Here is a 25,699-nt window from a genome sequence, read left to right as displayed (position 1 = left end):
GACTACCAGGGGGCGAAACTATTTGGGCAGGACTCGATGCGCGCCACGCCATGACGTCGCAGCGACGATGACAGCCAGTACGAATACGCTCGCGAAGGCTGTGGTCGGCAGCCTGGCTTGCAGCAGCGAAAACACCAGTCCGCCAGCTGCAAGCGCGGCACTCGTGCACAATGCCGCGCACAGTTGCAGTGCCGAGGAATAGCTGCCCTGCTGCTCACGCGGCGCAAGCTTCAGCATCAATACTCCGAGCATCGGCAATGAGAGACCGACGCCGAGTCCCGACAGCGACCAGCCGAGCAGCATGCTCCAGTCCGGCAGGACACCGGTCACCGCCAGGATGCAGACGGCGATTCCGACGACGAGCAGCAGGCAACCACGCGATAGCCAGGAGTGTCGGCGCGCCTGATCGACCAGCCGAGATTGCAGATGGCTGCCGAGGCTCCAACTGATGGCGCCGCCGGTCAGCGCTATGCCGGCGGCGGTGAGCGACCAACCGCGCTGCTGGTGCAGCCACAACGGCACGAAGGCTTCGCAGAGGAAGAACGCTCCCGAATTGAGGCCGCGCAGCGCGATCACGGTAGGCAGGCCGCGTTCGAAGCGCAGCGTTCCGGTCGGCAGGAGGCGAACTGCGGCGAAGAGGATCGCGACCAGCGAGACAGCGATAACGAGCGGCATCCAGCCGGCCGCTCCGGCGCTGGTTGCAAGCGCGAGGCTCGCGATGGCCGCCAGCAGCGGCCAATGCATGGCCGGCCGGCGTTGATCCGATCGTGCCGCGCCGTCATGGCTGCGCAAAGGCGGCAGTATGAGGGCCGCAGCAGGCAGCAGCATCAGCCCGATCCCGAGAAAGAGCCAACGCCATCCGAGCTGCGCCACGATCCAGCCTGAAATGGCGGGACCGATGATGGCCGGCACGACCCACGCGGATGAGAACAGGGCGAACAGGCGTGGATGCAGGGCTGGTGGCAACGTGCGCGCGGTGGCCACATAAAGCGCGACCACGAGCAAACCAGAACCCAGGCCCTGGATGACGCGGCCAACAACCAGGATCGACATCGAGTTCGCCAGGCCAGCGGTGAGCAGTCCGAGCGCGAACAGGCCCATGCCCCAAGCCATCGAACGAAATGGACCATGGCGGTCGCAATCCGCGCCGGCCCAGACCATTGCGACGATCGAACCGGCGAGCGTGCCGGCGAAGGCGAGTGCATAGAGTGCAATGCCGTCGAGCGCCGCAGCGACCGCCGGCATGCCTGCGGCGACGCCGATGGCCTCGAACGCAATCATCGAGCACAGGCCTATCGAGCCGATCGTCACATTGCGCCACTCGGGCGAGAACAGGGACATCTTCGCGTTCAGCTCCATCGCAGCCTGCATGCTTGTCTCCTATCGGGTTGGCGCCTAGCATGCAACCCCAAGTCTACTTGAGGTCAAGCGATGTCGAAGGTGGCCTGGCTCAGCGTCGGTGAAGTCGCACGTCGCAGCGGCGTGGCCGTATCGACATTGCACTTCTACGAAGCGCGCAGCCTTCTTTCGTCCGAGCGCAGCGCCGGCAACCAGCGCCGCTATCGACGTGATGCGCTTCGCCGCGTTGCCTTCATCCGAACTGCGCAGGCGCTTGGAATCAGCCTGGCCGAGATCGCCGAGGCGCTCGCCGAACTCCCCGAGCAGCGCACGCCGACCAAGGCCGACTGGACACGACTGTCTTCGCGCTGGCGCACCTCGCTCGACCTACGCATCGCCAACCTGCAGGCGCTGCGCGACAAACTCGATGGGTGCATCGGCTGCGGCTGTCTCTCGCTTCGCGCCTGCAAGCTGTACAACCCGGGTGACGATCTTGGTAGCGGGGGGCCCGGGCCGCGCCGACTGCTTGGACGCGGTCCCTGATGGAGAACCGCCGGGCAAGCCGAATTGGCCCTGGTCAGTAACCTCGGCCGGATCCCTGTCGGCCGAAAAAATTCAGGCGCGCGCCGGATCGGAGAAGCACAGTATTCTTGCCGACGATCACACGTGTCGAAACCGGGATGGTGCGAAGATGCATGCGGTCAAGCCTTCGATGAGTATCCGGCGCATCGCCGCGACAAGCGTCTCGTTGCTGGCCATGGCAGTGGCAGGGACCTGGGCATCGGTTCGGGCGTCCACGAGCCCCCCTGTCTCAAGCGAGGGGCCGATGAGCGATCGCGTGCTGGAATCGTTGAACGATGGCGTGCCAGCGCCGGTTGTTCGCCGCCGTGCGCGGATTCGCGAGGTCCTGCAGTCGACACCGGCGGCGGAGTGGGCCGGAGAGTACTACGGTGGCGACGGCCTTGGCGTCAACGTCACCCTCAGTCTCGCGCCGGGGGCCGGTATAGCCGCGACCTGGTTTGGCTGCCTGGGACTGTATGCCTCCAACGAGGGTGATGTCGAAGAGGGGGCGGACGGGACGCTGGCCTTTCATTTCAATCGACCCAACACACGGGGAAGCTGGAACCCCACGGAGAACTTTCCTTCGCGAGTAAGGCTCGTGCGCTGGGGAGAGCGTCGCTATCTTCTGGCCGACAAGGAAATGATCGCGTTCGTCAACGCGATGCATCATGGCTGGGAGCCGGCCGCGGAGCGCCAGGGTCTTTTCCTGATGGCCGAAGGTGACGAGGAAAGGCCGGCACCGGGCCTGCCCGGGTTGCCACGGGAGGTCCTGGACTACGTGCGATCGACTGCGCTGGAGGTCCAGCCCATCTCGATCGAAGATGTCATGGACTCGGATGGCGGCACAGGCCCTCGGTGCCGGTTCCGCGTCCACTTCGACGTACCGGCCGGCGAGCGCCTGGCCGAGGGAATCGAATTCCAGGTCAAGTTTCCCACCGGCATCTACCAGGAATTCCGCGTCGTGGGAATTGCCGGCGTCCATGTTTCCGCCGACGGCGAGTACCAGCGCAATTGCCGGGACTCCGAGAAGCGACCCACCAGCGACTGGGTCCTGACGAGCGGCGCATTCAGGCCCGGAGGCGGCGGCGTTGCCACGGTCGACATGGCCGCATGGGGCTCGGCCACGGCCAGCGACGGCAGAGAGCGGTAGCCCGCGTTTGTCGAGCCGTTCAGATCGTCACAGGCATGCTTTGTGGCGACGTAACTGCGGATGACGAAACATGATGACCTTCGTGGTGATCGTGGTCGTGTCGATGGCGTTGATTCTCGGCGCGGCCTGGGGTGTCTACGGGAAGCTCGGACCTCGCACCGAAGGATTCCTGGTGGCAATGGCGGGAGGATCGTTGCTCGTCTCGACCGTGCTCGAGCTGATCGAACCGGCGACGCGCAAGGCCTCGCTGGTGCTGGCGCTGGGCGTCGTGCTGGCGGGCGCCGCTGTGTTCTCGCTGCTCGACTGGTTGGTCAAGGAGCGCTTCACGGGCGACAGCGGCGGCGGACTGCTCGCCGCGATAACCATAGACGGCATCCCGGAAAATCTTGCGCTTGGTGTCGCCCTGATCGGCGCCGATCCAATGTCGGTCGCGGCGTTGTCGGGTTCGATCCTGCTCAGCAACCTTCCCGAGGCCGCAGGTGGCGCGCGCCAGATGATCAGCAACAAGCGTTCAAAGGGTCAGGTATTCCTGCTCTGGACTGCGACCGCCCTATTGCTGTCGATCGCGGCGATCGTCGGCAACCTCGCTCTGCGCGGGGTTTCCGACGACGTTCTCGCCTATATCCGCTGTTTCGCCGGAGGCGCGGTGGTTGGATCACTGGCGACCGAAGTGTTTCCGCTTGCCTTCAAGGAAGACGACTATTTTGCCGGTGTTGCCGCGGCCATCGGTGTTGTTCTGGCCTTCCTGTTGAACAGCCTGGGCAGTTGACGATGGGGGTCGATGTGCCGCTCAGGCGTCGGCGACCTTGAGCACGAGCTTGCCGGTGTTCTCGCCCTTGAACAGCTTGAGCAGGGTCTCCGGAAAGTTCTCGATGCCTTCGGCTATGTCTTCGCGGCTCTTGAGCTTGCCCTGCTTCATCCAGCCGGCCATTTCCCGGACCGCTTCTCCGTAGCGTGCCGCGAAGTCGAATACGACCATGCCCTTCATCGAGGCGCGGTTGACGAGCAGGGACAGATAATTGCTCGGGCCCTTGACCGGCTCGGTGTTGTTGTACTGCGAAATCGCGCCACAGATGACGATGCGCGCGTGCATGGCGAGGCGCGATAGCGCCGCATCGAGGATGTCGCCGCCGACGTTGTCGAAATAGACGTCGATGCCCTTCGGACAATGCTGCTTGAGGGCTTCCTTGACGTCCTCGGACTTGTAGTCGATGGCCGCATCGAATCCAAGTTCTTCGGTGATGTAGCGACATTTGTCGGCACCGCCGGCAATGCCGACCACATGGCAACCCTTGATCTTCGCAATCTGGCCGACCACCTGGCCTACTGCCCCGGCGGCCCCGGAAACGACCACGGTCTCGCCGTCCTTCAGTTCGCCGACTTCAAGGATGCCGAAATAAGCGGTCATGCCGGGCATGCCGAGCGTGCCGAGGTAGACCGGCAACGGCGCCACTGTCGGATCGACCTTGCTCAGGCCCTTGCCGTTCGAAATCGCATATTCCTGCACGCCGAGCGCGCCGACGACATGATCGCCAACCGCGAATGAGGGATGCTTCGAGGCGACGATGACGCCCGCCGCACCAGCACGCATGACCTCGCCGAGTCCGACCGGAGGAATGTAGGACTTGCCCTCGTTCATCCAGCCGCGCATGGCCGGGTCGAGCGACAGGTAGAGGGTCTTGACGAGGAATTCTCCGTCCTCGGGGTCGCGCACGGGTGCCTCGACGAAATCGAAATCGCTGCGCTTGACCATGCCGACGGGCCGCCGGGCAAGCTTGAACTGGCGATTGACGGTGGGACTCATGGGAATCTCCTTGAATTTGGGTCGAGGGCAGGAGCCCGGTTCCGTTGACCGGGGATCAGAACCTCACAATAGCGGGAAACACCTCGCCGTGTCGCGAGAAGCGGATTGATCCCGCAGCGCCTGGCATGATCACGGGCCCGGGTCGTTCGTGCGGCACCGGACGCAGCGCAGCGAAGGATCAAGTGGGGTCGATCGGGTAGCTCGACCCGGTGCCGCCGCGTGCATCCGGCGTTCGATGCTGCCGTGCTCGCGGCCAGCGGCGGGATACCGGTGACGCCGCGAACGAATGCGCGTTACCCTGCCAGTGCCAGTGCGGCGGGAGCAGGCAACAAACATGTGGAAATACACCGGCCAGACGAGACCTCCGTTTGCCCATGTTCCAGGGCCGGGCCAGACTTCGGTCTGGGACTTTCCACGGCCGCCGGCACTGCTCGCGGATTCGCGTCGGGTCGTGGTGAGAGCGGGACGGCGTGTCATCGCCGATTCGACGCGCACGCTTCGCGTTGTCGAGACAGCGAGTCCCCCGACCTTCTACCTGCCACCCGATGAGGTGGATTCGGCAGCGCTGATTGCTGAAGCGGGGAGTTCGTACTGCGAGTGGAAGGGGCGAGCATGCTATTGGTCTGTTGCCGTCCCGGGGGCGTCGCTGCTGCGCGGCGTCGCCTGGAGCTATCCGGATCCGGGCCCTGCGTTCGCCGCCATCGCCGGCTGGTTTTCCTTTTACCCCGCGCTCCTGCATTGCGAGGTCGCAGGAGAGCGCGTGCGGCCCCAACCGGGCGGCTTCTACGGTGGCTGGATGACCGCTGACATTGCCGGCCCGGTCAAGGGCGAGCCGGGAACGACTTCGTGGTGAGCGCGGGCATGGTTGCTGCCGATCAGCCCGGGCCGGTTGCCGGGCTCGAGGGACCGGCCCATGTCCTCGTGACCGGCGCCAGCAGCGGCATCGGTCTTGCCATGATGCGCCAGCTGCTGGACAACGCGCAGGTTGGATTCGTGGCCGCGGTGTCGAGGTCGGCGACCCGCAATGGCACCTTGCAGGCCCTGCAAGCGGCCGATCCCGGACGCCTGATGGTGGTCGACGCCGATCTGACGGTGGAGGGCGACCTGGCCCTATTGAGCGATGCCCTGGCCAGGCGGATCGATCGCCTGCATCTGGTCGTCAATACCGCCGGAGTCCTGCACGCGCACGGCTTGAGCCCCGAAAAGGTGCTTGAACAGGTCAGCCTGGCGTCACTGCAGCGCGTGTTCGCAATCAATGCCTTCGCGCCGATCCTGCTGGCGCAGGCGCTGCTGCCGCTGCTCGGGCACGGCGCACCGGCGGTGTTCGCCTCGCTGTCGGCTCGGGTCGGCTCGATCGGCGACAACCGAAGTGGCGGGTGGTACGCCTATCGCGCCTCGAAGGCGGCGCAAAACCAGTTGCTGAAGACCCTTTCGATCGAGATGGCGCGGCGCAATCGACGCAGCTGCTGCGTGCTGCTGCATCCCGGTACCGTGGACACCCCACTATCCGCGCCGTACCAGGCGCGGGTTCCGCGGGAAAAGCTGTTCGCCGCGGAGCGCGCGGCGCGCCAGCTGCTCGACATCATCGCCCGTTGCACGCCGGTGCAGAGCGGGCGCTTCTTGGCCTGGGACGGCTCCGAGGTGCCCTGGTAGATGCTGCCTAGTGCAGGGTCCAGCGTGCGTTGATGCCGATCGAGCGCTCCGGTGCGAATGTCGACAGCTCGTCGGCGGTTGCGTAGTAGCGCTTGTCGAGGGCGTTGCGCACGTAGAACTGCAGGTTGAACGAGGGATTGAATCGATAGCGGAAGTCGGCATCGACCACGTCGACGGCATCGCGCTCGAGTTCCTCGAAGCCTGGCCGGGTCACGCTCCAGCGGTGGCTGTAGCGAGCGCCTAAGTCGAAGTTCAGGCCCTGGTAGCGGGCCTCGAACTCGGCCGTGACCGGCGGAATGCCGTAGAGCGGCCGACCTGTGTCGTCCGTGCCGCGGACCACGGCGACGCTGCCGCGCAGGCTCAGCGCATTGGTCGGTGTCCAGCCGAGGATGGCTTCGCCACCGTGCAGCTTTGCCTTGCCGACATTGGTGAAGCCATTGATGTCGCCGCTGATGTCGACGAGCTGGATCAGGTCCTTGACGTGGTTGCGCCAGACATGGATCTCACCACCCCAGTTACCCGCGTGGGCGGAATAGCCGATGTCGATGCCCCGCGAATGTTCGGCGCCGAGGTCCGGATTACCGACGATCTCGCCCTGCGCGGTGACGCCGGTGAAATAGCGCTCTTCGAGCGTGGCGAAGCGGTAGCCCGATGACAGGTTGAGGGTCCAGCGGCTCCACGCGTTCGGCGACCAGATCGCGCCGGCGGTCAGCGCCGTGGCGGAATCGCTCGAGTCGGCACCGGCCTGCTCCTGGTCGATCGAGGTCGTGCGTGCGCCGAATTCGATTGCGAGCGCCGGGGCGACCTGCCAGTCCGACAAGGCAAACAGCGACCACGCGTCTTCCTTGCCGTTCTTCAGGCTGTACGTGCGATCGAGTACGTTGCCTGATGCACTGTAGCCATCGACATCGCGACGACCGAGATATTCGACACCGACGTTGTTGGTGAAGTCGCCCAGAACGAAGGTCTGCTGGGCGGTCGCGCCGGCATCGGTGCTGCTGACGCCGGCAAAGGTGTCCGGCGAACCGGATCTCCGGTTCCAGGTGCCGAGGTATTGATCATGCGCATGCACGGTCGCCTCGAAGCCGCTTGCATGACGCAGGCGCAGCCGGCCCAGGGTATGACTGTCTTCTGGATAGGTCGTGTCGCGTGACGGGAAACGTGAATTGGACTTGCCGATGTTCTCGGTGCGCGACGGCATCAGGAGGGCATCGATGTCGAAGTCGCCGAAGCCGGTGCGGTACTGCAGCGAGGCACTTTCGCGCTGATAGCTGGTGTTGAGCGGGGTGCCGTCGGCCGCCTCGCTGTCGCCGGCCTGGTGGCGGGCCACGGCGACCGAGTAGTTGGCCGATCCAGTAGCCGCGGTCAATGCGGTCTCGTCACCGGAGGTCGCATAGCCGCCCTGCACGAAGCTCGTGTCGAACCAGCGCGGTTCGATCGATATCGCGCCGCCGAGGGCACCCGGGCCGAAATGCACGACGGCCGGACCACGCGTGACGTTGATGTCGCCAAGCAGGGTGGGCTCCACGAATGAGACGGGAATACCGGCGCGGCGCTGAGCCGTGATCGGCATGCCGCCGACCTGGATCAGGATGCCGTTGGCACCGCTGCCGCGGATCGAAAAGGTCTCGAAGATTCCATTCTGTCCGGTCGCACCGACACCCGGAACGCGGGTGACCAGATCCTGAAAGTCGTTCGGCGCTGCGATGGCCTCGTCGGCGTCGATGAGCTCCGTGGCCAGCGCGGATGGCCAATCATTGGCGGTTCCGCGGGCGCTGACCCGAATCGCTTCGGTGGTCCAGGGTGCGTCGGCAACGAGGGCATCCTTGCCGACCGCGGTGGCGTTGGCGGTTGCCTTGTCGCTGCGGCGGACAGGCTCGCTCTCCGCTTCTCCGACCACCTCTTCGGCCAAAGCGAACGGTGTGGCAAAGGCCGCAACGTTGATGGCAACGGCAAAGGCGCTGCGCTGAATGACTCGCGACATGGGTTCTCCCGGGGTAGATCGGACGGTCCGACCCGCAGTCTAGTCACACGGGTAGGCCGGCAAACCGGTCGAGGGGTGGATATGCACTCCGCCTGCAGGATGGTAAGGGCGCTGCCGGAAGCGCTCGGAACCACTCGGCCAGGAGTGAGGCAAATCGACGGCGGCCGACGGAAATCGCTCGAATGGGGCGCTCGATCATGACCCGGCCTGCGCAACTGGAGGAATCAGTCGAATGGCTTGCGCTGCCATTTTGCGGAGGCAATGGCGTGGGCCGTGCTAACTGGGCGATACTCCGGCCATGAAACGATTGCTTTGGGTCTTCCTGATTGCGTTGCTTGTCCCTGCGGTCGCGGCGGCAGAGTCCGCGAAGCCGGCAACGGCGGCACGCAACCTGGTTCTGGTCCGGCATGGTCACTACGCGCCGGATCCTGCCGCGGATCCCGCCCTTGGACCCGGACTGTCGCCGCTCGGCGTCGCCCAGGCCCATCTGGTCGGGGCTCGCCTGGCTGGCTGGCCGGTGCCGTTCGACGCCCTGTACGTGAGTCCCCTGCAGCGTGCCCGCGATACCGCAGCGACGATCGCGGCGGATTTTCCGGGGCGCGAATTCACGGTCGTCGACGATCTCGCCGAGTGCACGCCGCCGACCCGTCGCAGTGAAATCGTGAAAGACGAGAAGCCCGAGGACCTGGCTGCCTGCAAGGCGCAACTGGACCGCCTGTTCGAGATGATGTTCAAGCCGGCGGCCGGCAGCGAGCGTACCGAGATGCTGGTCTGCCATGGCAACGTGATCCGCTATCTGGTCACCCGCGCCCTCGGCGTCGATACGGCAGCCTGGCTAGAGATGTCGATCGGGCATGCCAGCATGACCCGGATACGGGTCGAGGCCGACGGGCGCTACAAGGTCGTTGCGGTCGGCGACGTGGGGCACCTGCCGCCGAACATGCTGACCGGCGCAACCGGGGATGCCGAGCGCAGTCTGGCCATAGCGCCGCTGCCGCTTGCCGTGCAGAAATAGGCGCCGGCGCAGCGTCGTCCTGCCGGCTGCCGGGACCCGCGCTTGGCAGGCCCGGCAGCGCCTTCCATGAATTCTCCACAGTTCCTGTGCAATGCCTGCACGGGCCGCGCCTAGCATGCACGGCAGGTTCGCAAACGGGGAGAAGCCATGTCGTCGCTGACCGGTCTTGTTGCAACAGTGCTGTTCGGTTGTCTGGTCGCAAGCGCGGCCACCGCCGACCAGGGCGATCCGATCCTGCCATCGCCGCCGTACGACTACTTCGTCGACCTGCCGGCCTATTTCTTCATTCCGGCGGTGCCGGGATCGCCGACCCAGATCGCGGTCATCGACCACGACAACACGCCCGCGACCAATCCCACCACCAGCGACGGTGCGACGCTCGGGCGCGTACTGTTCTACGACAAGGACCTGAGTGCCAACAGCACGGTGGCCTGCGGCTCCTGCCACGAGCAGGCGCGCGGATTCTCCGATGCGCGGACGCTCAGCGTCGGCTTTGCCGGCGGAAACACGCGCCGCCATTCGATGGGCCTGAGCGAAGCGCGCTTCTACCAGCGCGGCCGCGCGTTCTGGGACGAGCGCGCACAGACCTTCGAGGTCCAGGCGCTGACGCCGATCCAGGACCCGGTCGAGATGGGCATGACCCTGCCCGAACTCGAGACACGACTGGCACAGAAGAGCTACTACCCCGAACTCTTTGCCGCCGCCTTCGGCGACCCGGCGATCACCGCCGACCGCATCGGCATGGCGCTGGCCCAGTTCGTGCGGAGCCTGGTATCGGTCAGCAGCCGTTACGACCAGGGCAGGGCGATGGTCGCCAACTTCAACCAGCCGTTTCCCAATTTCACCGCGCAGGAGAACCAGGGCAAGACCCTGTTCCTGATGCCGCCGCAGAACGGCGGTGCGGGTTGTGGCGGCTGTCATGCCACCGAAGCCTTCGTCAATGACCAGAACGGCCCGATCAACAATGGACTCGATACCGATACGACTGTCGACCAGGGGGCCTTCGAGACCTTCGGCACACCAAACTTCCTCGGCGCGTTCAAGGTGCCCTCGCTGCGCAACGTCGGCGTGCGCGCGCCGTACATGCATGACGGTCGTTTCGCTACGCTGGCCGAGGTCGTCGAACACTACAACTCGGGCGTGCAGCCGCATCCCAACCTGGACAACCGACTGCGCCTGCCCAACGGCAATCCGATCCGCCTCAACCTGAGCGCGGCCCAGAAGCAGGCGCTGGTGGCCTTCATGAATACCCTGACCGACAGTGCATTCCTGACCGACCCGCGCTACTCGGATCCGTTTCCGCATGCCGGCTGCGGCGGTGCTACCGAATGCATCTTCGTCGATGGCTTCGAATGATGCGTCGAGCCGAGTGGCCTGACTGCACGTTTCGCGAATTGGGATCGGTCAGGGCGACCCTGGTTGCATCGACACCGCGCCTTTCCAGCCGCGCCAGCCGGGACCGCGCACGACCTGACCCGGCATCGCACCGGTGTGTTCACCATCGCGCAGCACCTGGACGCCATTGACGAACACGTCGCTGACGCCGGTGGCGTAGTGCATCGGCGTGGCATAGCTGGATTGGGCTGCAACTGTAGCCGGATCGAAGATCACGACGTCGGCATGGCAGCCCGGCGCCAGGCAACCGCGATCACGCAGCTTCCAGTTTTTCGCCGGTAGCGCGGTCAGGCGGTGAACAGCTTCCTGCAGGCTCATGAGCTTGCGAGCGCGTACGTAGTGGCCGAGAAAGCGTGCGACATTCCCGTAGGCGCGCGGATGCGTGCTCGATTTCAGGAAAACGCCCTCCGGTGCCGACGATTCGGCGTCGGAGCCCAGGCTGACCCAGAGTTGGGCGAGTCCACGTTCGACATTGTCTTCGCTCATCAGGAAAAACGCGGTGTCGACCCGGGAGTCGTCCTCGATGATCAGGTCGAGGATCGTGTCCTCGGGCGAGGTGCCACGCATGTGCACTACCTCGGCCAGGGTCTTGCCGGTCAGCGGCTTCAGGGCTTCGTTCCTGAATCCGATGAAGAGGACGCGCGAATCGTCACCGGCGAGCAGGCGCAGGTTTTCCCAGGCATCGCTGTCGGTTTTCATTTCGGTGATCACGCGGGCGCGGATCGTCGGATCCTTCAGGCGCGCAATCATGGCGTCGTGGCCACCGGCCTGGACCCAGGGCGGCAGGGCCACGGTCAATCCGGTCGCGCCTGCGGTGTAGGCGTACATATTGGCGGCGATGTCGATACCCTCGGCGCGCGCCGCGTTGATGCGGTCGATCGCCTGCGCCATCTTCGGCCAGTTGCGCTCACCGGCAGCCTTCAGATGATAGGCCTCGACATGCGCGCCGGTCGCGCGGCCGATCGCAATGGTTTCCTCGAGCGCCTGCGGCAGGCGGTCGGCCTCGCTGCGCATGTGCGCCACATAGCCGCCACCGGACTCGGCGGCTGCCCTGGCCAGTGCAATCAGTTCGTCGCTGTCGGCAAAAAAGGCCGGCGGATAGATCAGCGAGGCACCGACGCCGAGCGCGCCTTCGGCCATGCCTTCCCGGACGAGGTCCTGCATTCGCGAGAGTTGGCCCGCATCAGGCTTGACGTTGCCTTCGCCGAGTTCGTGGATGCGCACCGTGGTCGCGCCGATGAACGAGGCCACGTTCGGGGTGATGCCGCGAGCGACCAGGTAGTCGAGATATTCGCCGAGCGTGGACCACTCGATCTCGTAGCGGATATCGCCCTGCTGCTTGAGCGCGTCGGCCTTCATCGCGGCATTCAGCGGCCCCATCGACCAGCCCTCGCCGAAAATCTCGAGGGTAACGCCCTGGCGCAGATCGCTCATTCCGCGGCCGTCGGCGATCAGCGATTCGGGTGCCCAGCTGAGGACATTGATGAAGCCCGGGGCCACCGCATGCCCCCTGGCATCGATGACCTTGTCGGCTGCGCCCGACGAATCCGGCGGCAGCAGGGCGGTGATGCGGCCCTCGTCCACGGCAACGTCGAGTCGGCGTGGAGCGCCGCCACTGCCATCGTAGACGACGCCGTTGCGTATCAGCAGGTCATGATGCGAAGGCTGCGCATCGGGTCGGCTCACCGAGCAGGCGGTCAGCGAGAGAAGGGTTGCGAACAGTAACGGCAGCGGATCATGACGAGGCATGGCGGGCTCCCGGTGGCATGGCGTAGTGCGTGTGGCACCGAAGGTTGATCGACGGCGCCACCCCGGTTCGCCCGAGGATGGGTGGAGGAGGCGGCGCGGTCGGAGCAACCACCGGCCACGCGTTGTGATGGTATCGTCTGTGCCTCGCCCTGAACAGCAAGAGAGGTGCCCCATGAAGTCGTTCCGGTTCCATCGCCGATCTGACGTTCGTCGGCTGGCTTTCGTCGTCGCCACCGCTGTTCTCGCCGCAGGGACGGGACTCTCGCACGCGCGCAGCGCCGACCAGGCCGCGATCAAGCGCGAAGTCACGAAGCAGCATGATGCGTCGGTCAAGCGCCTGCAGGACTGGATTGCACTGCCGTCGATTGCCGCCGAAGACCGCAACTCACGCGAAGGTGTCGAATACATGGCGAAGCTGGCGCGTGATGCCGGCTTCCAGAAGGTCGAAATCCTCGAAACCGACGGCAAGCCCGGCGTGTTCGCCACCCTCGATGCGGGTGCGAAGAAGACCGTCGGGCTTTACTTCATGTACGACGTCAAGCAGTTCGATCCGTCCGAATGGAGTTCGCCGCCACTCGAGGCTCGCATCGTCGACAAGCCCGGTGTCGGCAAGGTCATCATGGGCCGCGGCGCGGTCAACCAGAAGGGCCCCGAGTCGGCATTCCTGGCCGCCTTGCACGCGATTTGTGGCGCCGGAAAGAAGATGCCGGTGAACCTGGTCCTCGTTGCCGAAGGCGAGGAAGAGATCGGATCGCCGCACATCGGCCAGCTCGTGCACCGGCCCGAGGTCGAGGCGGCGCTGGGCAAGACCATCGGTGTGTTCATGCCCTCGGCCTCGCAGGATCTCGATGGCAATGTCACGGTCAGTCTCGGCGCCAAGGGCGTCGTCGAACTCGAACTCGTCGCCAGCGGCGAGAAGTGGGGACGCGGCCCGGCCAAGGACATCCACTCCTCGCTCAAGGCCATGGTCGACAGCCCGGCCTGGCGCCTGGTCAAGGCCCTCGACACGCTGGTCTCCGATGACGGCAACACGATCACCATCGACAACTATCCGGTCGCGCCGCCGATCAGTGCCGAACACAAGGCGATGATCGCGGCGTCGATAGCGACGCGCAACGAGGAGAAGCTGAAGCAGCAGCTCGGTGTGTCGCACTGGATCGACGACCTGCCTCTGCAGGCTGCCTACGAGCGCCTCGTCTCGCAGCCCACCGTCAACATCGAGGGCCTGGTCGGTGGCTACACCGGCCCGGGCGGCAAGACCGTCCTGCCACACCGCGCCGTGGCCAAACTCGACATGCGCCTGGTGCCGGGCATGAAGATGGATGACGCGGTCGCCGCGCTGAAGGCGCATCTTGCCAAGCGCGGCTATGCCGATATCGAAGTCAATGTCAGTGGCGGCTACGACCCGACCAGCACGCGTTCGGACGCGCGCCTCATCGAAGCGCAGATGGACCTTCTGCGGCAGGTCGGCCTGAAGCCGACGCTGTGGCCGCGGAACGCAGGTTCCTACCCGGGCTTCGTCTTCACCGATCCGCCGTTGAGTCTGGCCTCGGGTCACTTCGGACTCGGCCACGGCAGCGGTGCGCACGCGCCGGATGAGTACTACGTGATCGAATCCTCGAACCCCTCCGTGCGCGGATACGATGGCGCGGTCATGTCCTTCGTCGACTATCTCTACGAGCTGGCCAAATAGACTTGCGCGCCGACGTATTCCTCCGAGGCTTCGATTCACCCACCAGGATTCCACGTTGACCCACAACGACGTGCTGCGCAGCATCCGCTACATGCTCGATCTCGGCGACGCCAGGGTCGCCGAGATCATCGCCCTGTCGGACCCGGACACGGACATCGGCAAGGCCGATGTCCAGGCCATGCTCAAGAAGGAAGACGAGGAAGGCTACTTTGGTTGCAACGACCGGACCATGGCCCAATTCCTCGATGGCCTCGTCGTGCATTTTCGCGGCCGCGATGAAAGCCTGCCGCCACGACCCCTGGCCCGGCGCGTGACCAACAATGTCGTGCTGAAGAAATTGCGCGTGGCCTTCGCACTCAAGGATGTCGACATGCACGAGATTTTCGAACAGGCCGGGTTCCCGCTCTCGAAGCCGGAGCTGTCCGCATTGTTCCGGCAGCCCGGGCACAAGCATTTCCGCGCTTGCGGCGACCAGATCCTGCGCAATTTCCTCAAGGGCCTGACCGTTCGCCTGCGCGGAACGTGATTGCCAGGAGGCGCTCATACCGCTGCTCGCCGGCGCTTGCCGCAGGTGCGGATTTCAGTGCCCGCGATCGTGCCTTTGACATATCGGCTCGACGGGCTACCCTGAGCCGCACAGGGGAGGACAGGGCCGCCGGCGAATTCGACTGCATCGATGTCCGGCATTCCTCCTTTGATTGAAGCCTTACCTGTCAGGGGAGTTCGAAATGCGCGCATGCCTGTTGTCTTTCAGCCTTGTCGTTGCCTGCCTCTTTGCCGCCGTGCCGGCAAACGCCGACGAAACATCGAGCCACCAATGGCAGCGCCCCGATGGCGCCGCCGGCGCAACCCTGAGCGTGAGTGGTCCCAATGGCACCCGTCTGTTCACGTTCGCCGCGAACCAGGCGGTCGTGGTCCGGCCATCGATGCTGGGGGGAGATGGCCTCTATCACTGGCAACTGAACTTCGCGCCCACGGTTTCCGATTCCCTGCAGGCGCTGGCCGCGAAGCGCCGCGCCGCAGGGGACAGCAGCGCCGTGCCCGGCTGGCCGGCACCGATTCCGGCCAGCGCCGGATTGCTGGCCGTGCAGGCGGGCCAGTTCGCCCCGGTGCAAAGTGAGGAGGTCAACGATCCGCCTTCCGGTGATTCCGGCGAAGTACCGAACGACCAGGTCATTGCCGACGACCTGATTGTCCAGGGCAGTACCTGTTCCGGATTCGACTGCATCAACAACGAGAGTTTCGGCGCCGACACGCTGCGACTGAAGGAGAACAACCTTCGTATCAACTTCGATGACACCAGCAGCACAGGCACGTTTCCGTCCAACGACTGGCGCATCGTCGCCAACGACCAGGCCAATGGTGGATCCAGCTACCTTGCCTTCGAGGACTCGACCGCCGGACGCATACCCTTCCTGGTCGAGGCCGGGGCGCCGGCAGACGCCCTGCGCGTCGCCGACAATGGCGACGTCGGTTTCGGAACGGCCGCGCCGGTTCTTGACCTGCATGCGGTCGACGGCGATACCCCGGGCCTGAGGCTCGATCAGGATGGCTCGATTGGTTTTTCGCCGCAGATCTGGGACGTCGCCGGAAACGAGGCCAACTTCTTCGTGCGCGATGTCACCGGCGGTTCGCGGCTGCCGTTTCGCATTCGTCCGGGCGCGCCCACGTCGTCGATCGACATCGCGGCCAGCGGGGAAGTCGGGTTTGGTATCGCCAGCCCGGCATCGGCCGTGCATATCCGTCGCGCCGCGGCGTTCTCCGGGTCGCTGCTTCTCGCCGACGTGCCCGATGACAGTGACCCGCTGACCGAGGATCGCCGCCTGGCCCTCGACAGCGACGGAAACCTCTTCGTCGGCGGCACGATCACCCAGCTTTCCAGCCGTCACAGCAAGGAAAACCTCGTCGCAGTGGCAGGATCGACCCTGCTTTCGCAACTGCGCCAGTTGAACTTGTGGACCTGGAACTACCGCAGCTCGAGCATGGCCGACCGCCACATGGGTCCGGTCGCGGAGGATTTCTATCGCATGTTCGGCCTCGGCAAGGACGAGCGCAGCGTAGCTCCCGCGGACATGGCCGGTGTCGCCCTGGCGGCGAGCCAGGCGCTGTCTGCCGAGATCGAGGCGCGCGACCGGCATATCGCCGAACTCGAGGCCCGCATCGCACGACTGGAGTCGGCACTGGAGCGAATCGACGGCGCGAAGAACTAGGGGGACGCCATGACCATCCTGTGTCGTGCGCTGCTCCTGCTGTGCGTGTTCGGTTGTTCCAGCGCGCACGCCCAGCTCAATGCGCTTTCCTATGATCGCGCCAGCTCCGCAAGCTTCGTTGCCAGCGCCAATGCCGCGACCGGCGCGCTGGGCAATCTCGGCGCCGGCAGCAGCGGTTGTTGCGCATTCGGCGCTGGCGCCAATGCATTCGACCCGTTCTCGCAACGTCTGTATGCGTTCGGACCGGACCCCGCCAGCGCCATGGCGCCATGGCAGCTGCACGTGTTCAATGCGACCACCGGAACGGCCTTGCCGGATGTGACCCTTGGCCAGGCCGGCAGGATCATCGGTGCCGCATTCGAGCAGGTGCCGCCGCGGCTGCTGGCCTTGCGCGCCGCGGCCGGCGGAGATGTCGACCTGGTCGAGGTCGACCCGGCATCCGGTGCGCTGGTCGTGCTCAACAGCGGTTTGCCCGGTTGCTGCATGCCGACGCCGAATGCGGTGGCCTATCGGGCCGGTGTGGTCTACCTGTCGGCGCAGCTGCGCGGCAGCAGTACCCCGACACTGTTCGGATTTCCGGTCGATGGCAGCGCCGTGACCAGCGTTGCGCTGGTTGCGCCGCTGACCGTGCTCAACACCGATCCGTCCAGTGGCGTGATGTACGGAATGCTGCAGGCGCTGAGCGGACCGGGAACCGGAGCCACCCTCAGTCTCGTCCAGGTCGACAGCGCAACCGGCGCACTCACGCCAATCGGCAGTGCGCTCGTCGACTGTTGCGCGCTCGCGCCCGACGTCGGCGCGATCAGCAGCGGCAGCCTGACCGTCGTCGCCCGTCCGATTTCGGCGAGCGGCCATGCATTCCTGAGCTTTGACCTCGGCAGCGGAGTGGCCAGCTTCAGCGCTGCGCCGGTCGCCGACAGCCGTATCGTCAACGGACTCTTCGACGGCGCCAAGGGCCTTGAAGCGACGACGACCACGATCACCTCGGTGGTTCCCGAGCCCTCGCAGATGGGCCAGGCGTATACCGTCAGCGTGACGGTCACGGCGACCAGCGCGCCCGTGAGCGGAAACGTGATCGTCGATGATGGCATCGGCGGATCGTGCACGTTCGCGCTGCCGGCAACGGCATGCGCACTCAACGGAAGCGTGCTCGGTCCGATTACGATTACCGCAAGCTACCAGGGCCAGGGCGTCTTCATCGGCAGCAGCGACACGACTACGCACAACGTGGTCCAGGCCACTTCGACAACCGCGATCACGAGTATCGTTCCGGCCGGCTCGAGTCCGATCGGCCAGCCCTATACCGTCAATGTCGCGGTCAATGGTTTCAGCCCGAGCGGCACGGTAGTCGTCGACGATGGCGTCGGAGCAAACTGCTCGATGACGCTTCCCGCCACGAACTGCGTGCTGACCTCGAACTCGATCGGTCCGCGCACGATCACGGCGAGCTACGCCGGCGATATCAACAACACACCCAGCAGCGCAACCGCGGCCTATTCGATCGGCCAGGCGCCCTCGGTCACGACGATCACCGGCATCGTGCCGGCCGGGTCGAGCGTGGTCGGCCAGCCCTACACAGTCAGTGTTTCGGTGAGCGGTTTCGGCACGCCCGTTGGAACCGTCATGGTGGACGACGGCGCCGGTGCGAACTGCACGATCGCCTTGCCGGCGAGCAGCTGTGCGCTGACTTCGACGGTTGCCGGTGCAAGGACCCTCACGGCCAGCTATTCGGGCGATACCGACAACCTGCCGAGCAGCGGCACGGCGGCCTACACGATCGATCGCGCACCCAGCACCACGAGCATCACATCGGTGGCGCCGAATCCGCCAACCGCAGGTTCGGCCTACAGCGTTTCGGTTTCGGTTTCAGGATTCGGCACGCCTCTCGGCGCAGTGACGATCGACGACGGCAACGGCGGTAGCTGCGTGCTCAACCTGCCGGCGACTGCCTGCAACCTCAATTCGACCGTGGCCGGTGCGCTGAGCTTGACCGCGAGCTACGCGGGCGATGCCAACAACCTGCCGTCGAGCGGCACGTTTGCGCTCGTGGCCCAGCAGGCGGCAACCACGACGACGCTGTCGGCCGCTCCGGACCCGGCGATCATCGGCATGCCGGTGCAGCTCACGGCCAGCATCAACCAGCCCCTGGCCGTGGGCGTCGCCCTCGGCGGCAGTGTCGACTTCCTCGATGGAGCGACGCCGATACCGGGCTGTTCGGCGGTCAACGTGGTCGCGGGCATCGCGCAGTGCTCGACCAGCTTTGCAGCGACCGGCATCCGCAACCTGCAGGCCAACTATCTCGGCGACGCCAACAACCTGGCTTCGACAGGCACGCTCGATCTCGCAGTCGATCGCGTGCCGACCAGCACCACCCTGGGCGTGTCGCCAAATCCGGCGCTGAGCAATACGGACGTCCAGTTGGCGATTGCCGTCAGTGGCGGCGTGGCGCCGCTTTCCGGCACGGTCAGCGTGACCAGCAACGGGGTTGCCATTGCCGAATGCCAGAACCTGGTTCTCGTCGCCGGCACAACGGGCTGCCAGTTCCGCACAGCGCTCGAAGGCCAGTTCACTCTGGTCGCGACCTACTCCGGTGATGTCGATGACGACGGTTCGAGCGCAACGGCCATTCTCGATGTGGGCACGGTCGAATTGCCGATCGGCGGGCGCTGGATCACCCTGCTGCTCGGACTCGGCATGGTCCTGCTCGGACTGCGGGTACTGCGCCGTACCTGACCGCGAGCGCACGCGAAGACGACGCAACGAGCCGAGTGAGTTCGGCTCGAGCGCTCAGGGTCGGGCAGGGAGTTCCGGGCGCCGCTGCGCCCGGGGCCACATTCAGGCGGACTCCTCGAGCCAGGCCGACTTCGCTATCGAGGCGTCGGGCGTCGCCAAGGCGCTCGATATCCGAGGATGCGTTTGGCCGACGCGAGCCGTCAGCCCGGGGCCTGCCGCTGCTGATGATCGATGAACCGGTGCGGTTGTTCAGCGGGAATCCGAACGGCTCCTTGCCCTGATCATCGTGATCCTGGCACGGCGACGCTTGCACCGGTGCCGCCAGGAAGCTCGAAGCCATCGCGGAAGATCAGGTCGAGGTAGCGAAGGTCGAGAAACGGCCTTGCATTGCCGAGGATTTCCGCGACGCCGCGATGGACCAGGGCCGTGCCGCGGATCGTGCGCGCGACTACGCTGCCGTCGGCCTGGATCTCTTCCACCTGTTCTACCGTCTCGCGAACCTCCGGCCCGGTCAGCGGCGGAGCATCGCCATCATGGAACTGGACCCGGTTGACGCCCGCATCGGTATTCGTGAAGGCAATCCGGAACTGGGTCAAGCCGTCGCGGCGAATCGTGGCGAGCGCTGCGGGGCTCAGATCGATGCGCAGGGCGTAATAGTTCGCATCGGCCGAGCCGACAAAGCAGCCGGCATTGCTCGCATCGGCCGGCGCGCTGGCATCACTGGCCTCGACCTCGGGTGCGCCGAAGCTGGCCGCGACATCGAGACGCGGTGCGCCGAGATTGCCGGTGACGAACGGATTGCTGCCGCTGCGCGCTTCCTGCACGAGGTACAGGCTGGCCGACTCGATGACCGCATCGGGCGCGATCGCGCTGGTGTCGAAGCTGACCAGGCCGTAGCTCAGGCGCGTGCCATCGTCGCCGATCGCGATGTCCTCGGTACCGGCCGCGGAGCCGTCGGTCCAGCCGTCGAAGGCGCCGCCGAGCGAGGAGAGGGTTTGCGAGACCTGGCCGCGGAACTTCGGAAAGAAGTAGGACTCGGTCTGCACGGCGACCTTGTACAGATAGCCATCCGGGTTCAGGTGGATCGGGTCGGCCGCAATTCCCGACACCACGCGGAAATTCTCGCGCAGGCTCGGGCGCGAGGGGTTTCCGCCCGGAAACGGCAGGTAGTCCGGCGCCTGCTGGCCGGGCCGCGGCAGCACGCCCGCAGCGGAGACGCCATCCCCGTAGTAGTGATGCATCTCGCCGTCGCCGTGGTCGAAATGCAGGCGCGGGTTGGCATTGGTCCAGGCGATCCGGCGACTCTCGACTTCGAGGTTCATGGCGTTGATCTCGGCGTCGGTGACCAGGGCGTTGTCCGGATCGCGGCTCAGATCGCGGCGCTTCGGACAGGCATAGATCCAGCACCAGAGCGCCGAGACATTGAAGTTCGGATACTCGTAGCTCGACACGAGTACGTCGACGCCGGGCCTCACCGCGGTGATCGCGTCGACGATGGTTTCGCTGTCGGCAAGGATGCGCGTGAACAGCGCTTCCTCGGCGCCGGGCACGTCGAGGTCCATGTCCTTGTACCAGCCGCCACCCGATTTGCCGGCCAGGATGTCGTTGCCGCCAAGGCTGAACATGACCGTGCCGATGTTCGGCTCGGCCACCAGTTCGGCGACGACATTCGCGATCCACGGGTAATTGCCGGTGTCGACCCACTCGCGCGCCTCGCTGCCCGAGACGGCGTACTCGGCACCGCTGTAGCCGGGCCCCGGATTGCTGCCGAGCGAGCGGCTGATGGCCAGGTGGTCGGCCTGCCCGAACTTGTCGAAGCTCGCGTTGTGCGCATCGTCGTCCCACATGTATTGGGCCCAGCTGTCGCCAGCGAGCAGCACGCGGGCGGCCGGCGCGGTACTGCAGGCGCCCGCCATCAGTGCAGGACGCGGCCGGCGCTCGAGGATGCCGCTGTAGTTCCATGGGTACGGACCGCGCCAGGCAGCCGTTTCGGTGCCGCTGGAATCCGGCTCGGCTGCGGGCACGCGGACTGCATGCATCGACAACGAGGCGAGCAGGGTGCAAGCCACGATTCGCATCTGCGCCCGCGAAATCATCGACGACATCGGCAAGTGCATCCCCTGTTGCGTTGCCGGGCATGATACGCGGCCTTGCCGCGAGCTGCGTCGGGTGGACCGGCTGCCCATGCCCTCAGTGCGCGCGCAGCCTCGCACAGGCCGCGCGCAGCAGCAGACGCGAATACAGTCTGTGGAATCCAAGCAAGAGGTGGAACAGCGTGCCGAGGGAACGCGTGCCGGTTGCCGGGTCCACGCGCGAGACGACGGCCGAACCAAAGCGCAGCAGCGTGCCGGTCGAGTCCGCACCAACAGCGGTTGGCTCGGTCATCAGCCAGGAGCGCGTGCGCCCGCTGAAGTCGCAGAGCAGGAGTTCGTTTTCACTGCGCTGCTCGACCTGCCAGGCGGCAAACCGGTCGCGTTCGCCGCGTGCGAGCTGAAACGCCTCCTCGTCGCTCGACGGGCGCCTGGCGAACACCGAGAGGATCCAGCGCTCGAGCCGGAACAGTCCGGTCGTGTAGAAGGCGCTGACGAATTCCGCCTGGCTGACCTTAGGGAGCCTCTGAACAAGTGGCGCAATCGTCATGGCGTTCAGAAGGTTTGCCAAATGTGCTGCGTGGCGAAGTGAAGGCTGGTTGCCTTGACGAGCCGCGCGGTGCATTTGGCCAGCCTTCTGAGCGCCACCTCTTCTATGTTAATCAATCGGTTAGGCGACGCCTGCCTGCGCGCAGCTCTTTGTTGCGCCGACTCGAAAGACGGCCAGTCTGTCTTCGCCGGCGCGCCGCGATCTGCGCGCAGGCAGGCGTCGTGACGTTTGTGCCACTTGTTCAGAGGCTCCCTTAGCCTGCAGATGCACGAGATAACAGTCCGCATAGCTGCCTTCGCCCTGATAGCGCTCAAGGAACGAGCCTTGCGGAATCGGCACGCGCTCGATCACCGGCATGCGCGACCCGCCCGGGTCATCCTCATTGCGGGGTACCGGATTGCTTCAGCAAATACTTGCGGCCGAGCCACAGCGACAGGACCAGCCAGATCGCCGCCAGCGGCACCGCGCTGAAGGCGATGCCGCCGATGCCGAGGCCGAGCCAGATCAGCACGCCGTTGGTCCAGGCGCCGATCTGGTCGCCGACCCGATAGACGACGGTGTCGATCAGATTCTTGGCCTTGTATTTTTCGCCGCGGCTGAGCGGCACGAACAGCGCTTCACGGGCCGGCCGCGAGAAGGCGAAATTGGTGACCCGGCGCGCGACCGTGAAGACGACCACGGCGAACAGGACCGGGGCGAGTCCAAGTCCGGCGAACCCGATGATCGAGACCAGCGGCAAGGCGGCCAGGGTCAGGCCGACACCGATGCGGGCCATCAGGCGTCCGGTCAGGAAGACCTGCAGGACGAGGGTCAGGCCGTTGACCCAGATGTCGACGTTGGCGAAGTACGCGGTCTGTGCGGCGCGGCCGTCGATGCTGCTGTCGACGATTTGCGCCTGCAGGAAGTACAGAAACGTCGAGCCGATCGTGTACAGCAGCATGTAGCCGCACATGCCGAGCAGGTAGGGCGAGCGGATCGCGAGCTTGAAGCCGTCGATCGCGCTGCCGCCGATGATTTCGTTGCCCCGGTTGGGCCGGGTCGCTTCGACCTCGCTGTCGCTGCGGCGGGTCAGCGCGAACATGCACCAGAGCGCCAGTTCCAGCATGACCAGCGAGATCAGAAGCAGGGGCGGTGCGCCGAGTACCTCGACCAGCACCGTGGTGACGACACCACCGGCGAGGGCACCGAGGGTGCCGCCGGCGGCAATCACGCCGTACAGGCGTCGCGACGATTCGGACTTGAAGACATCCGCCATCACCGCCCAGAACACCGAGACCGCAAACAGATTGAAGACGCTGACCCAGATGAAGAAGGCCCGACCGATCCAGACCTGGCTCGACTCGGGCAAGCCGACCAGGGCCACGTAGAAGGCGAGCAGGCAGAGCATCAGGGCGCGGTAGCTCCAGGCGACGAAGCGCTTGCGCGGCCAGCGCGAAACCAGAGCCGAAAACATCGGGCTCACCGCGAGCATGACGAGCAGGGTGCCGCTGAACAGCCAGGGCAGATTCCTGACCCCGCCGGCCACGCCCATCTGGTCGCGGATCGGTCGCAGGATGAAGTAGCTGGCCATGATCAGGAAGAAATACAGGGCCGACTGGGCCAGCACGGCACGCTCATCGCGATGGATGCCGGCAATGACCTGCAGGACGCTGGGACGACCTTGCGCGGCCGGCCTGGTTTCGCTCATCGAGACATTCTCCCTGTTAGCCACGCTTCACACCGACCACGCTCGGCATTGGATCGCCGGCGACGTGGGGGCGCAGGCTTTGGACGGCCACAAGCGTATCCCGCTCGCTCGGGGCGGCGGACTGCGATGCGACGCGCGGCGTGATGATGGCATTTGGGAGCGTCCACAGCGGATGGGCGGCGGGCAGGGGATCGGGATCGGTGACATCGAGTGCGGTGCCGGAACGGAGGTTCCGACCCGCATGGCACTGACGCGCGCCCATCATCCCCGCGAAGGCAGGTGATCACGGGTTCCCTGCCTTTGCGGGAATCACGAAAAGTGGGGCCTTCCGGCAACCTTGCGCTCCTCTCGGTGCCGTTCGTTCCCGATGCCGTCGGTGCCGATGGCGATCGAAGACCTGAGCGGTTCATGGCTCCCCCTGACGAGGCTGGCAGAATGCATGCCTGACCGTTCACCATCCTACATGCAGGATCACGCCAGGGGATGCAAGCGGGGACGATCGCGATCAAGGCAACCTCGTCGCGTCGATCGGCTCCGGGACGCGCGTCGGAATCCGGTCGGATGCCGGTCCCGCTGTAAACTCTCGCGATGCTGGAGCGGACAAGCCGCGACACTTGAAGATCAGGACAGGAGCAAGACCATGACGGCGGATGATTTCGGACCCGTGCTCGCCAAGGCGCACGCGCACGCGACCGCTTACCTCACTGCACAACCCGAGCGTCACGTCGGCGCGCGCTGCAGCCATGCCGAACTCGATGGCGTGCTGCGCACGCCGCTGACGAGCAGGGGCGAGGATCCTGCGGCGGTGATCGATCTGCTCGCGGGCCAGGCAGGCAATGCCGCGGTCGCCTGCGGTTCGCCGCGCTATTTCGGTTTCGTGATCGGCGGCACTTACCCGGTCGCCCTGGCCGCCGACTGGCTGGTCTCGAGCTGGGACCAGAATGCGGGACTCTATGCCATCTCGCCGCTGTGCTCGGTCGCCGAGGACGTGGCCGGCGACTGGTTGCTCGATCTGTTCGATCTGCCGCGCGAATCCGAAGTCGGTTTCGTGACCGGCTGCCAGATGGCCAACTTCACCTGTCTGGCCGCGGCCCGCCACGGGGTCCTCGCGCGGGTCGGCTGGGATGTCGAGGCCGACGGACTTTGCGGCGCACCGAAAGTCAACATCGTGACCTCGGCGGAATCGCACGTGACCGTCGACGTCGCCCTGCGCTACCTCGGCTTCGGCACGCGTTCGCTGCTCCGTGTGGAGAGCGACGATCAGGGGCGCATGCGCGTGGATCGCCTGCAGGAACTGATGCAGACCCTCGAGGGGCCGACCATCATCTGCGCCCAGGCCGGCAACGTGAATACCGGTGCCTTCGATCCGTTGCGCGAAATCGCACAGCTCGCCAGCGCACACGGCGCCTGGCTGCATGTCGACGGCGCCTTCGGACTATGGGCTCGGGCCAGCGAACGACTGGCCGGCCTGGCCGATGGCATCGAGCTGGCCGACTCGTGGGCGACCGATGCCCACAAGTGGCTCAACGTGCCATACGATTGTGGCGTCGCGATCGTTCGTCATGCCGAAGACCACCGCAAGGCGATGACTTCGACCGCGGCCTATCTGATCCAGACCCGAGGCGCAGAGCGTGATCCGGTCGACTGGGTTCCCGAGTTTTCGAGGCGCGCCCGCGGCGTGCCGGTCTATGCCACGCTGCGTGCGCTGGGTCGCGACGGCGTCCGTGACCTCGTCGAACGCTGCTGCGATCGTGCACGGCAAATGGCGCAGGCGCTCGGCGCGCATCCCGGAATCGAAATCCTCAACGAGGTCGTGCTCAACCAGGTGCTCGTCCGTTTCGGTGATGATGACGCCCTGACCCGCGCCGTGATCGAAGGCGTACAAAAGGACGGGACCTGCTGGCTGAGCGGAACCACCTGGCATGGCATGGGCGCGATGCGCATTTCCGTTTCGAACTGGCAGACCACGGAAGCCGATGCCGCCGCCAGTGTCGCCGCCATCCTGCGCGTCTTCGAGGAGGTCAAGCGGCTTGGAGAAGCCTGAGCCCGGGTCTTCACACCGGGCCGCTCGGCGGGGCCGGCCTGGA

At 65.7% G+C, this 25,699-nt stretch carries 21 protein-coding genes; 12 read left to right on the top strand and 9 right to left on the bottom strand.

The features are described 5' to 3' along the window. Positions 1-18: 18 nt before the first annotated feature. Complete coding sequence (locus BM125_RS09675; protein ID WP_092407381.1) at positions 19-1,371, bottom strand: MFS transporter; 1,353 nt, start codon at positions 1,369-1,371, stop codon at positions 19-21. A 60-nt stretch (positions 1,372-1,431) separates the two neighbouring features. Between BM125_RS09675 and soxR the strand changes: the two genes are divergently transcribed. The 3 genes from soxR (at position 1,432) to BM125_RS09660 (ending at position 3,818) form a co-directional block, all read left to right on the top strand. Further along, complete coding sequence (soxR, locus tag BM125_RS09670) at positions 1,432-1,881, top strand: redox-sensitive transcriptional activator SoxR (protein ID WP_092407379.1); 450 nt, start codon at positions 1,432-1,434, stop codon at positions 1,879-1,881. A gap of 283 nt (positions 1,882-2,164) precedes the next feature. Further along, on the top strand, positions 2,165-3,049 hold the full coding sequence (locus BM125_RS09665) for a hypothetical protein (protein ID WP_092407378.1): 885 nt from the start codon (positions 2,165-2,167) through the stop codon (positions 3,047-3,049). A 208-nt stretch (positions 3,050-3,257) separates the two neighbouring features. Further along, positions 3,258-3,818 (top strand): ZIP family metal transporter, encoded by a 561-nt coding sequence (locus BM125_RS09660; protein WP_217647848.1) that lies wholly within the window; start codon positions 3,258-3,260, stop codon positions 3,816-3,818. A 21-nt stretch (positions 3,819-3,839) separates the two neighbouring features. Here the strand turns inward: BM125_RS09660 and BM125_RS09655 are convergent, their stop codons facing one another. Beyond that, positions 3,840-4,853, bottom strand: a complete 1,014-nt coding sequence (locus BM125_RS09655; protein WP_092407374.1) for an NADP-dependent oxidoreductase — start codon at positions 4,851-4,853, stop codon at positions 3,840-3,842. A gap of 334 nt (positions 4,854-5,187) precedes the next feature. Here BM125_RS09655 and BM125_RS09650 point away from each other — a divergent pair, with 334 nt between their 5' ends. Both BM125_RS09650 and BM125_RS09645 read left to right on the top strand, forming a co-directional pair. Continuing rightward, positions 5,188-5,706, top strand: a complete 519-nt coding sequence (locus BM125_RS09650) for a DUF427 domain-containing protein (protein WP_092407372.1) — start codon at positions 5,188-5,190, stop codon at positions 5,704-5,706. A gap of 8 nt (positions 5,707-5,714) precedes the next feature. Next, positions 5,715-6,506, top strand: a complete 792-nt coding sequence (locus BM125_RS09645; protein ID WP_092407370.1) for an SDR family NAD(P)-dependent oxidoreductase — start codon at positions 5,715-5,717, stop codon at positions 6,504-6,506. Between the two features lie 7 nt (positions 6,507-6,513). Here the strand turns inward: BM125_RS09645 and BM125_RS09640 are convergent, their stop codons facing one another. Next, entirely contained in the window at positions 6,514-8,490 is a 1,977-nt protein-coding gene (locus BM125_RS09640) for a TonB-dependent receptor (protein ID WP_092407368.1), read from the bottom strand. Positions 8,491-8,788: 298 nt separating this feature from the next. Here BM125_RS09640 and BM125_RS09635 point away from each other — a divergent pair, with 298 nt between their 5' ends. Both BM125_RS09635 and BM125_RS09630 read left to right on the top strand, forming a co-directional pair. Beyond that, positions 8,789-9,505 (top strand): histidine phosphatase family protein, encoded by a 717-nt coding sequence (locus tag BM125_RS09635; RefSeq protein ID WP_092407366.1) that lies wholly within the window; start codon positions 8,789-8,791, stop codon positions 9,503-9,505. A gap of 147 nt (positions 9,506-9,652) precedes the next feature. Continuing rightward, complete coding sequence (locus tag BM125_RS09630) at positions 9,653-10,861, top strand: cytochrome-c peroxidase (RefSeq protein ID WP_217647847.1); 1,209 nt, start codon at positions 9,653-9,655, stop codon at positions 10,859-10,861. 48 nt (positions 10,862-10,909) lie between these two features. Here the strand turns inward: BM125_RS09630 and BM125_RS09625 are convergent, their stop codons facing one another. Then, positions 10,910-12,649 carry an N-acyl-D-amino-acid deacylase family protein gene (locus BM125_RS09625; RefSeq protein ID WP_092407364.1) on the bottom strand — a complete coding sequence of 580 codons (1,740 nt, stop codon included), beginning with the start codon at positions 12,647-12,649 and terminating at the stop codon, positions 10,910-10,912. A 172-nt stretch (positions 12,650-12,821) separates the two neighbouring features. On the opposite strand from BM125_RS09625, the gene BM125_RS09620 reads away from it, so the two are divergent. The 4 genes from BM125_RS09620 to BM125_RS09605 all read left to right on the top strand — a co-directional run bounded on the left by BM125_RS09620 (position 12,822) and on the right by BM125_RS09605 (position 19,285). Continuing rightward, positions 12,822-14,342 (top strand): M20/M25/M40 family metallo-hydrolase, encoded by a 1,521-nt coding sequence (locus BM125_RS09620; RefSeq protein ID WP_092407362.1) that lies wholly within the window; start codon positions 12,822-12,824, stop codon positions 14,340-14,342. Positions 14,343-14,397: 55 nt separating this feature from the next. Continuing rightward, positions 14,398-14,868 (top strand): YehS family protein, encoded by a 471-nt coding sequence (locus tag BM125_RS09615; protein ID WP_092407360.1) that lies wholly within the window; start codon positions 14,398-14,400, stop codon positions 14,866-14,868. Positions 14,869-15,070: 202 nt separating this feature from the next. Beyond that, positions 15,071-16,552 carry a tail fiber domain-containing protein gene (locus BM125_RS09610; protein ID WP_092407358.1) on the top strand — a complete coding sequence of 494 codons (1,482 nt, stop codon included), beginning with the start codon at positions 15,071-15,073 and terminating at the stop codon, positions 16,550-16,552. A 9-nt stretch (positions 16,553-16,561) separates the two neighbouring features. Further along, complete coding sequence (locus tag BM125_RS09605; RefSeq protein ID WP_092407356.1) at positions 16,562-19,285, top strand: Ig-like domain-containing protein; 2,724 nt, start codon at positions 16,562-16,564, stop codon at positions 19,283-19,285. Positions 19,286-19,566: 281 nt separating this feature from the next. Here the strand turns inward: BM125_RS09605 and BM125_RS09600 are convergent, their stop codons facing one another. The 5 genes from BM125_RS09600 to BM125_RS09580 form a co-directional block, all read right to left on the bottom strand. Further along, positions 19,567-21,390: a hypothetical protein gene (locus tag BM125_RS09600; RefSeq protein WP_092407354.1), complete on the bottom strand. Its 1,824-nt coding sequence runs from the start codon at positions 21,388-21,390 to the stop codon at positions 19,567-19,569. A gap of 85 nt (positions 21,391-21,475) precedes the next feature. After that, the gene (locus tag BM125_RS09595; protein ID WP_217647846.1) at positions 21,476-21,946 is read right to left on the bottom strand and encodes a hypothetical protein; all 471 of its coding nucleotides are present in this window, start codon (positions 21,944-21,946) and stop codon (positions 21,476-21,478) included. Between the two features lie 99 nt (positions 21,947-22,045). Beyond that, entirely contained in the window at positions 22,046-22,282 is a 237-nt protein-coding gene (locus BM125_RS19785) for a hypothetical protein (RefSeq protein WP_139224931.1), read from the bottom strand. Between the two features lie 22 nt (positions 22,283-22,304). Then, the gene (locus tag BM125_RS09585; RefSeq protein WP_092407348.1) at positions 22,305-23,612 is read right to left on the bottom strand and encodes an NTP/NDP exchange transporter; all 1,308 of its coding nucleotides are present in this window, start codon (positions 23,610-23,612) and stop codon (positions 22,305-22,307) included. Between the two features lie 16 nt (positions 23,613-23,628). Beyond that, positions 23,629-23,874, bottom strand: a complete 246-nt coding sequence (locus BM125_RS09580) for an NAD(P)-dependent oxidoreductase (RefSeq protein WP_245778869.1) — start codon at positions 23,872-23,874, stop codon at positions 23,629-23,631. Positions 23,875-24,252: 378 nt separating this feature from the next. On the opposite strand from BM125_RS09580, the gene BM125_RS09575 reads away from it, so the two are divergent. Beyond that, positions 24,253-25,656 carry a pyridoxal phosphate-dependent decarboxylase family protein gene (locus BM125_RS09575; RefSeq protein ID WP_092407344.1) on the top strand — a complete coding sequence of 468 codons (1,404 nt, stop codon included), beginning with the start codon at positions 24,253-24,255 and terminating at the stop codon, positions 25,654-25,656. The last annotated feature ends 43 nt before the right edge of the window (positions 25,657-25,699 follow it).

Source organism: Dokdonella immobilis, from assembly GCF_900115085.1.
In the GTDB taxonomy this organism is placed as follows: domain Bacteria; phylum Pseudomonadota; class Gammaproteobacteria; order Xanthomonadales; family Rhodanobacteraceae; genus Dokdonella; species Dokdonella immobilis.
This window is presented reverse-complemented; position numbering and strand designations above follow the sequence as displayed.

What these genes read in the sequence shown, in the direction of transcription:
- BM125_RS09675 (WP_092407381.1), bottom strand. Translation starts at nt 1,371, where the DNA reads ATGCAGGCTGCGATGGAGCTGAACGCGAAGATGTCCCTGTTCTCGCCC.
- soxR (WP_092407379.1), top strand. Translation starts at nt 1,432, where the DNA reads ATGTCGAAGGTGGCCTGGCTCAGCGTCGGTGAAGTCGCACGTCGCAGC.
- BM125_RS09665 (WP_092407378.1), top strand. Translation starts at nt 2,165, where the DNA reads ATGAGCGATCGCGTGCTGGAATCGTTGAACGATGGCGTGCCAGCGCCG.
- BM125_RS09655 (WP_092407374.1), bottom strand. Translation starts at nt 4,853, where the DNA reads ATGAGTCCCACCGTCAATCGCCAGTTCAAGCTTGCCCGGCGGCCCGTC.
- BM125_RS09650 (WP_092407372.1), top strand. Translation starts at nt 5,188, where the DNA reads ATGTGGAAATACACCGGCCAGACGAGACCTCCGTTTGCCCATGTTCCA.
- BM125_RS09645 (WP_092407370.1), top strand. Translation starts at nt 5,715, where the DNA reads ATGGTTGCTGCCGATCAGCCCGGGCCGGTTGCCGGGCTCGAGGGACCG.
- BM125_RS09640 (WP_092407368.1), bottom strand. Translation starts at nt 8,490, where the DNA reads ATGTCGCGAGTCATTCAGCGCAGCGCCTTTGCCGTTGCCATCAACGTT.
- BM125_RS09635 (WP_092407366.1), top strand. Translation starts at nt 8,789, where the DNA reads ATGAAACGATTGCTTTGGGTCTTCCTGATTGCGTTGCTTGTCCCTGCG.
- BM125_RS09630 (WP_217647847.1), top strand. Translation starts at nt 9,653, where the DNA reads ATGTCGTCGCTGACCGGTCTTGTTGCAACAGTGCTGTTCGGTTGTCTG.
- BM125_RS09625 (WP_092407364.1), bottom strand. Translation starts at nt 12,649, where the DNA reads ATGCCTCGTCATGATCCGCTGCCGTTACTGTTCGCAACCCTTCTCTCG.
- BM125_RS09620 (WP_092407362.1), top strand. Translation starts at nt 12,822, where the DNA reads ATGAAGTCGTTCCGGTTCCATCGCCGATCTGACGTTCGTCGGCTGGCT.
- BM125_RS09610 (WP_092407358.1), top strand. Translation starts at nt 15,071, where the DNA reads ATGCGCGCATGCCTGTTGTCTTTCAGCCTTGTCGTTGCCTGCCTCTTT.
- BM125_RS09605 (WP_092407356.1), top strand. Translation starts at nt 16,562, where the DNA reads ATGACCATCCTGTGTCGTGCGCTGCTCCTGCTGTGCGTGTTCGGTTGT.
- BM125_RS09600 (WP_092407354.1), bottom strand. Translation starts at nt 21,390, where the DNA reads ATGTCGTCGATGATTTCGCGGGCGCAGATGCGAATCGTGGCTTGCACC.
- BM125_RS19785 (WP_139224931.1), bottom strand. Translation starts at nt 22,282, where the DNA reads ATGCCGGTGATCGAGCGCGTGCCGATTCCGCAAGGCTCGTTCCTTGAG.
- BM125_RS09585 (WP_092407348.1), bottom strand. Translation starts at nt 23,612, where the DNA reads ATGAGCGAAACCAGGCCGGCCGCGCAAGGTCGTCCCAGCGTCCTGCAG.
- BM125_RS09580 (WP_245778869.1), bottom strand. Translation starts at nt 23,874, where the DNA reads ATGGGCGCGCGTCAGTGCCATGCGGGTCGGAACCTCCGTTCCGGCACC.
- BM125_RS09575 (WP_092407344.1), top strand. Translation starts at nt 24,253, where the DNA reads ATGACGGCGGATGATTTCGGACCCGTGCTCGCCAAGGCGCACGCGCAC.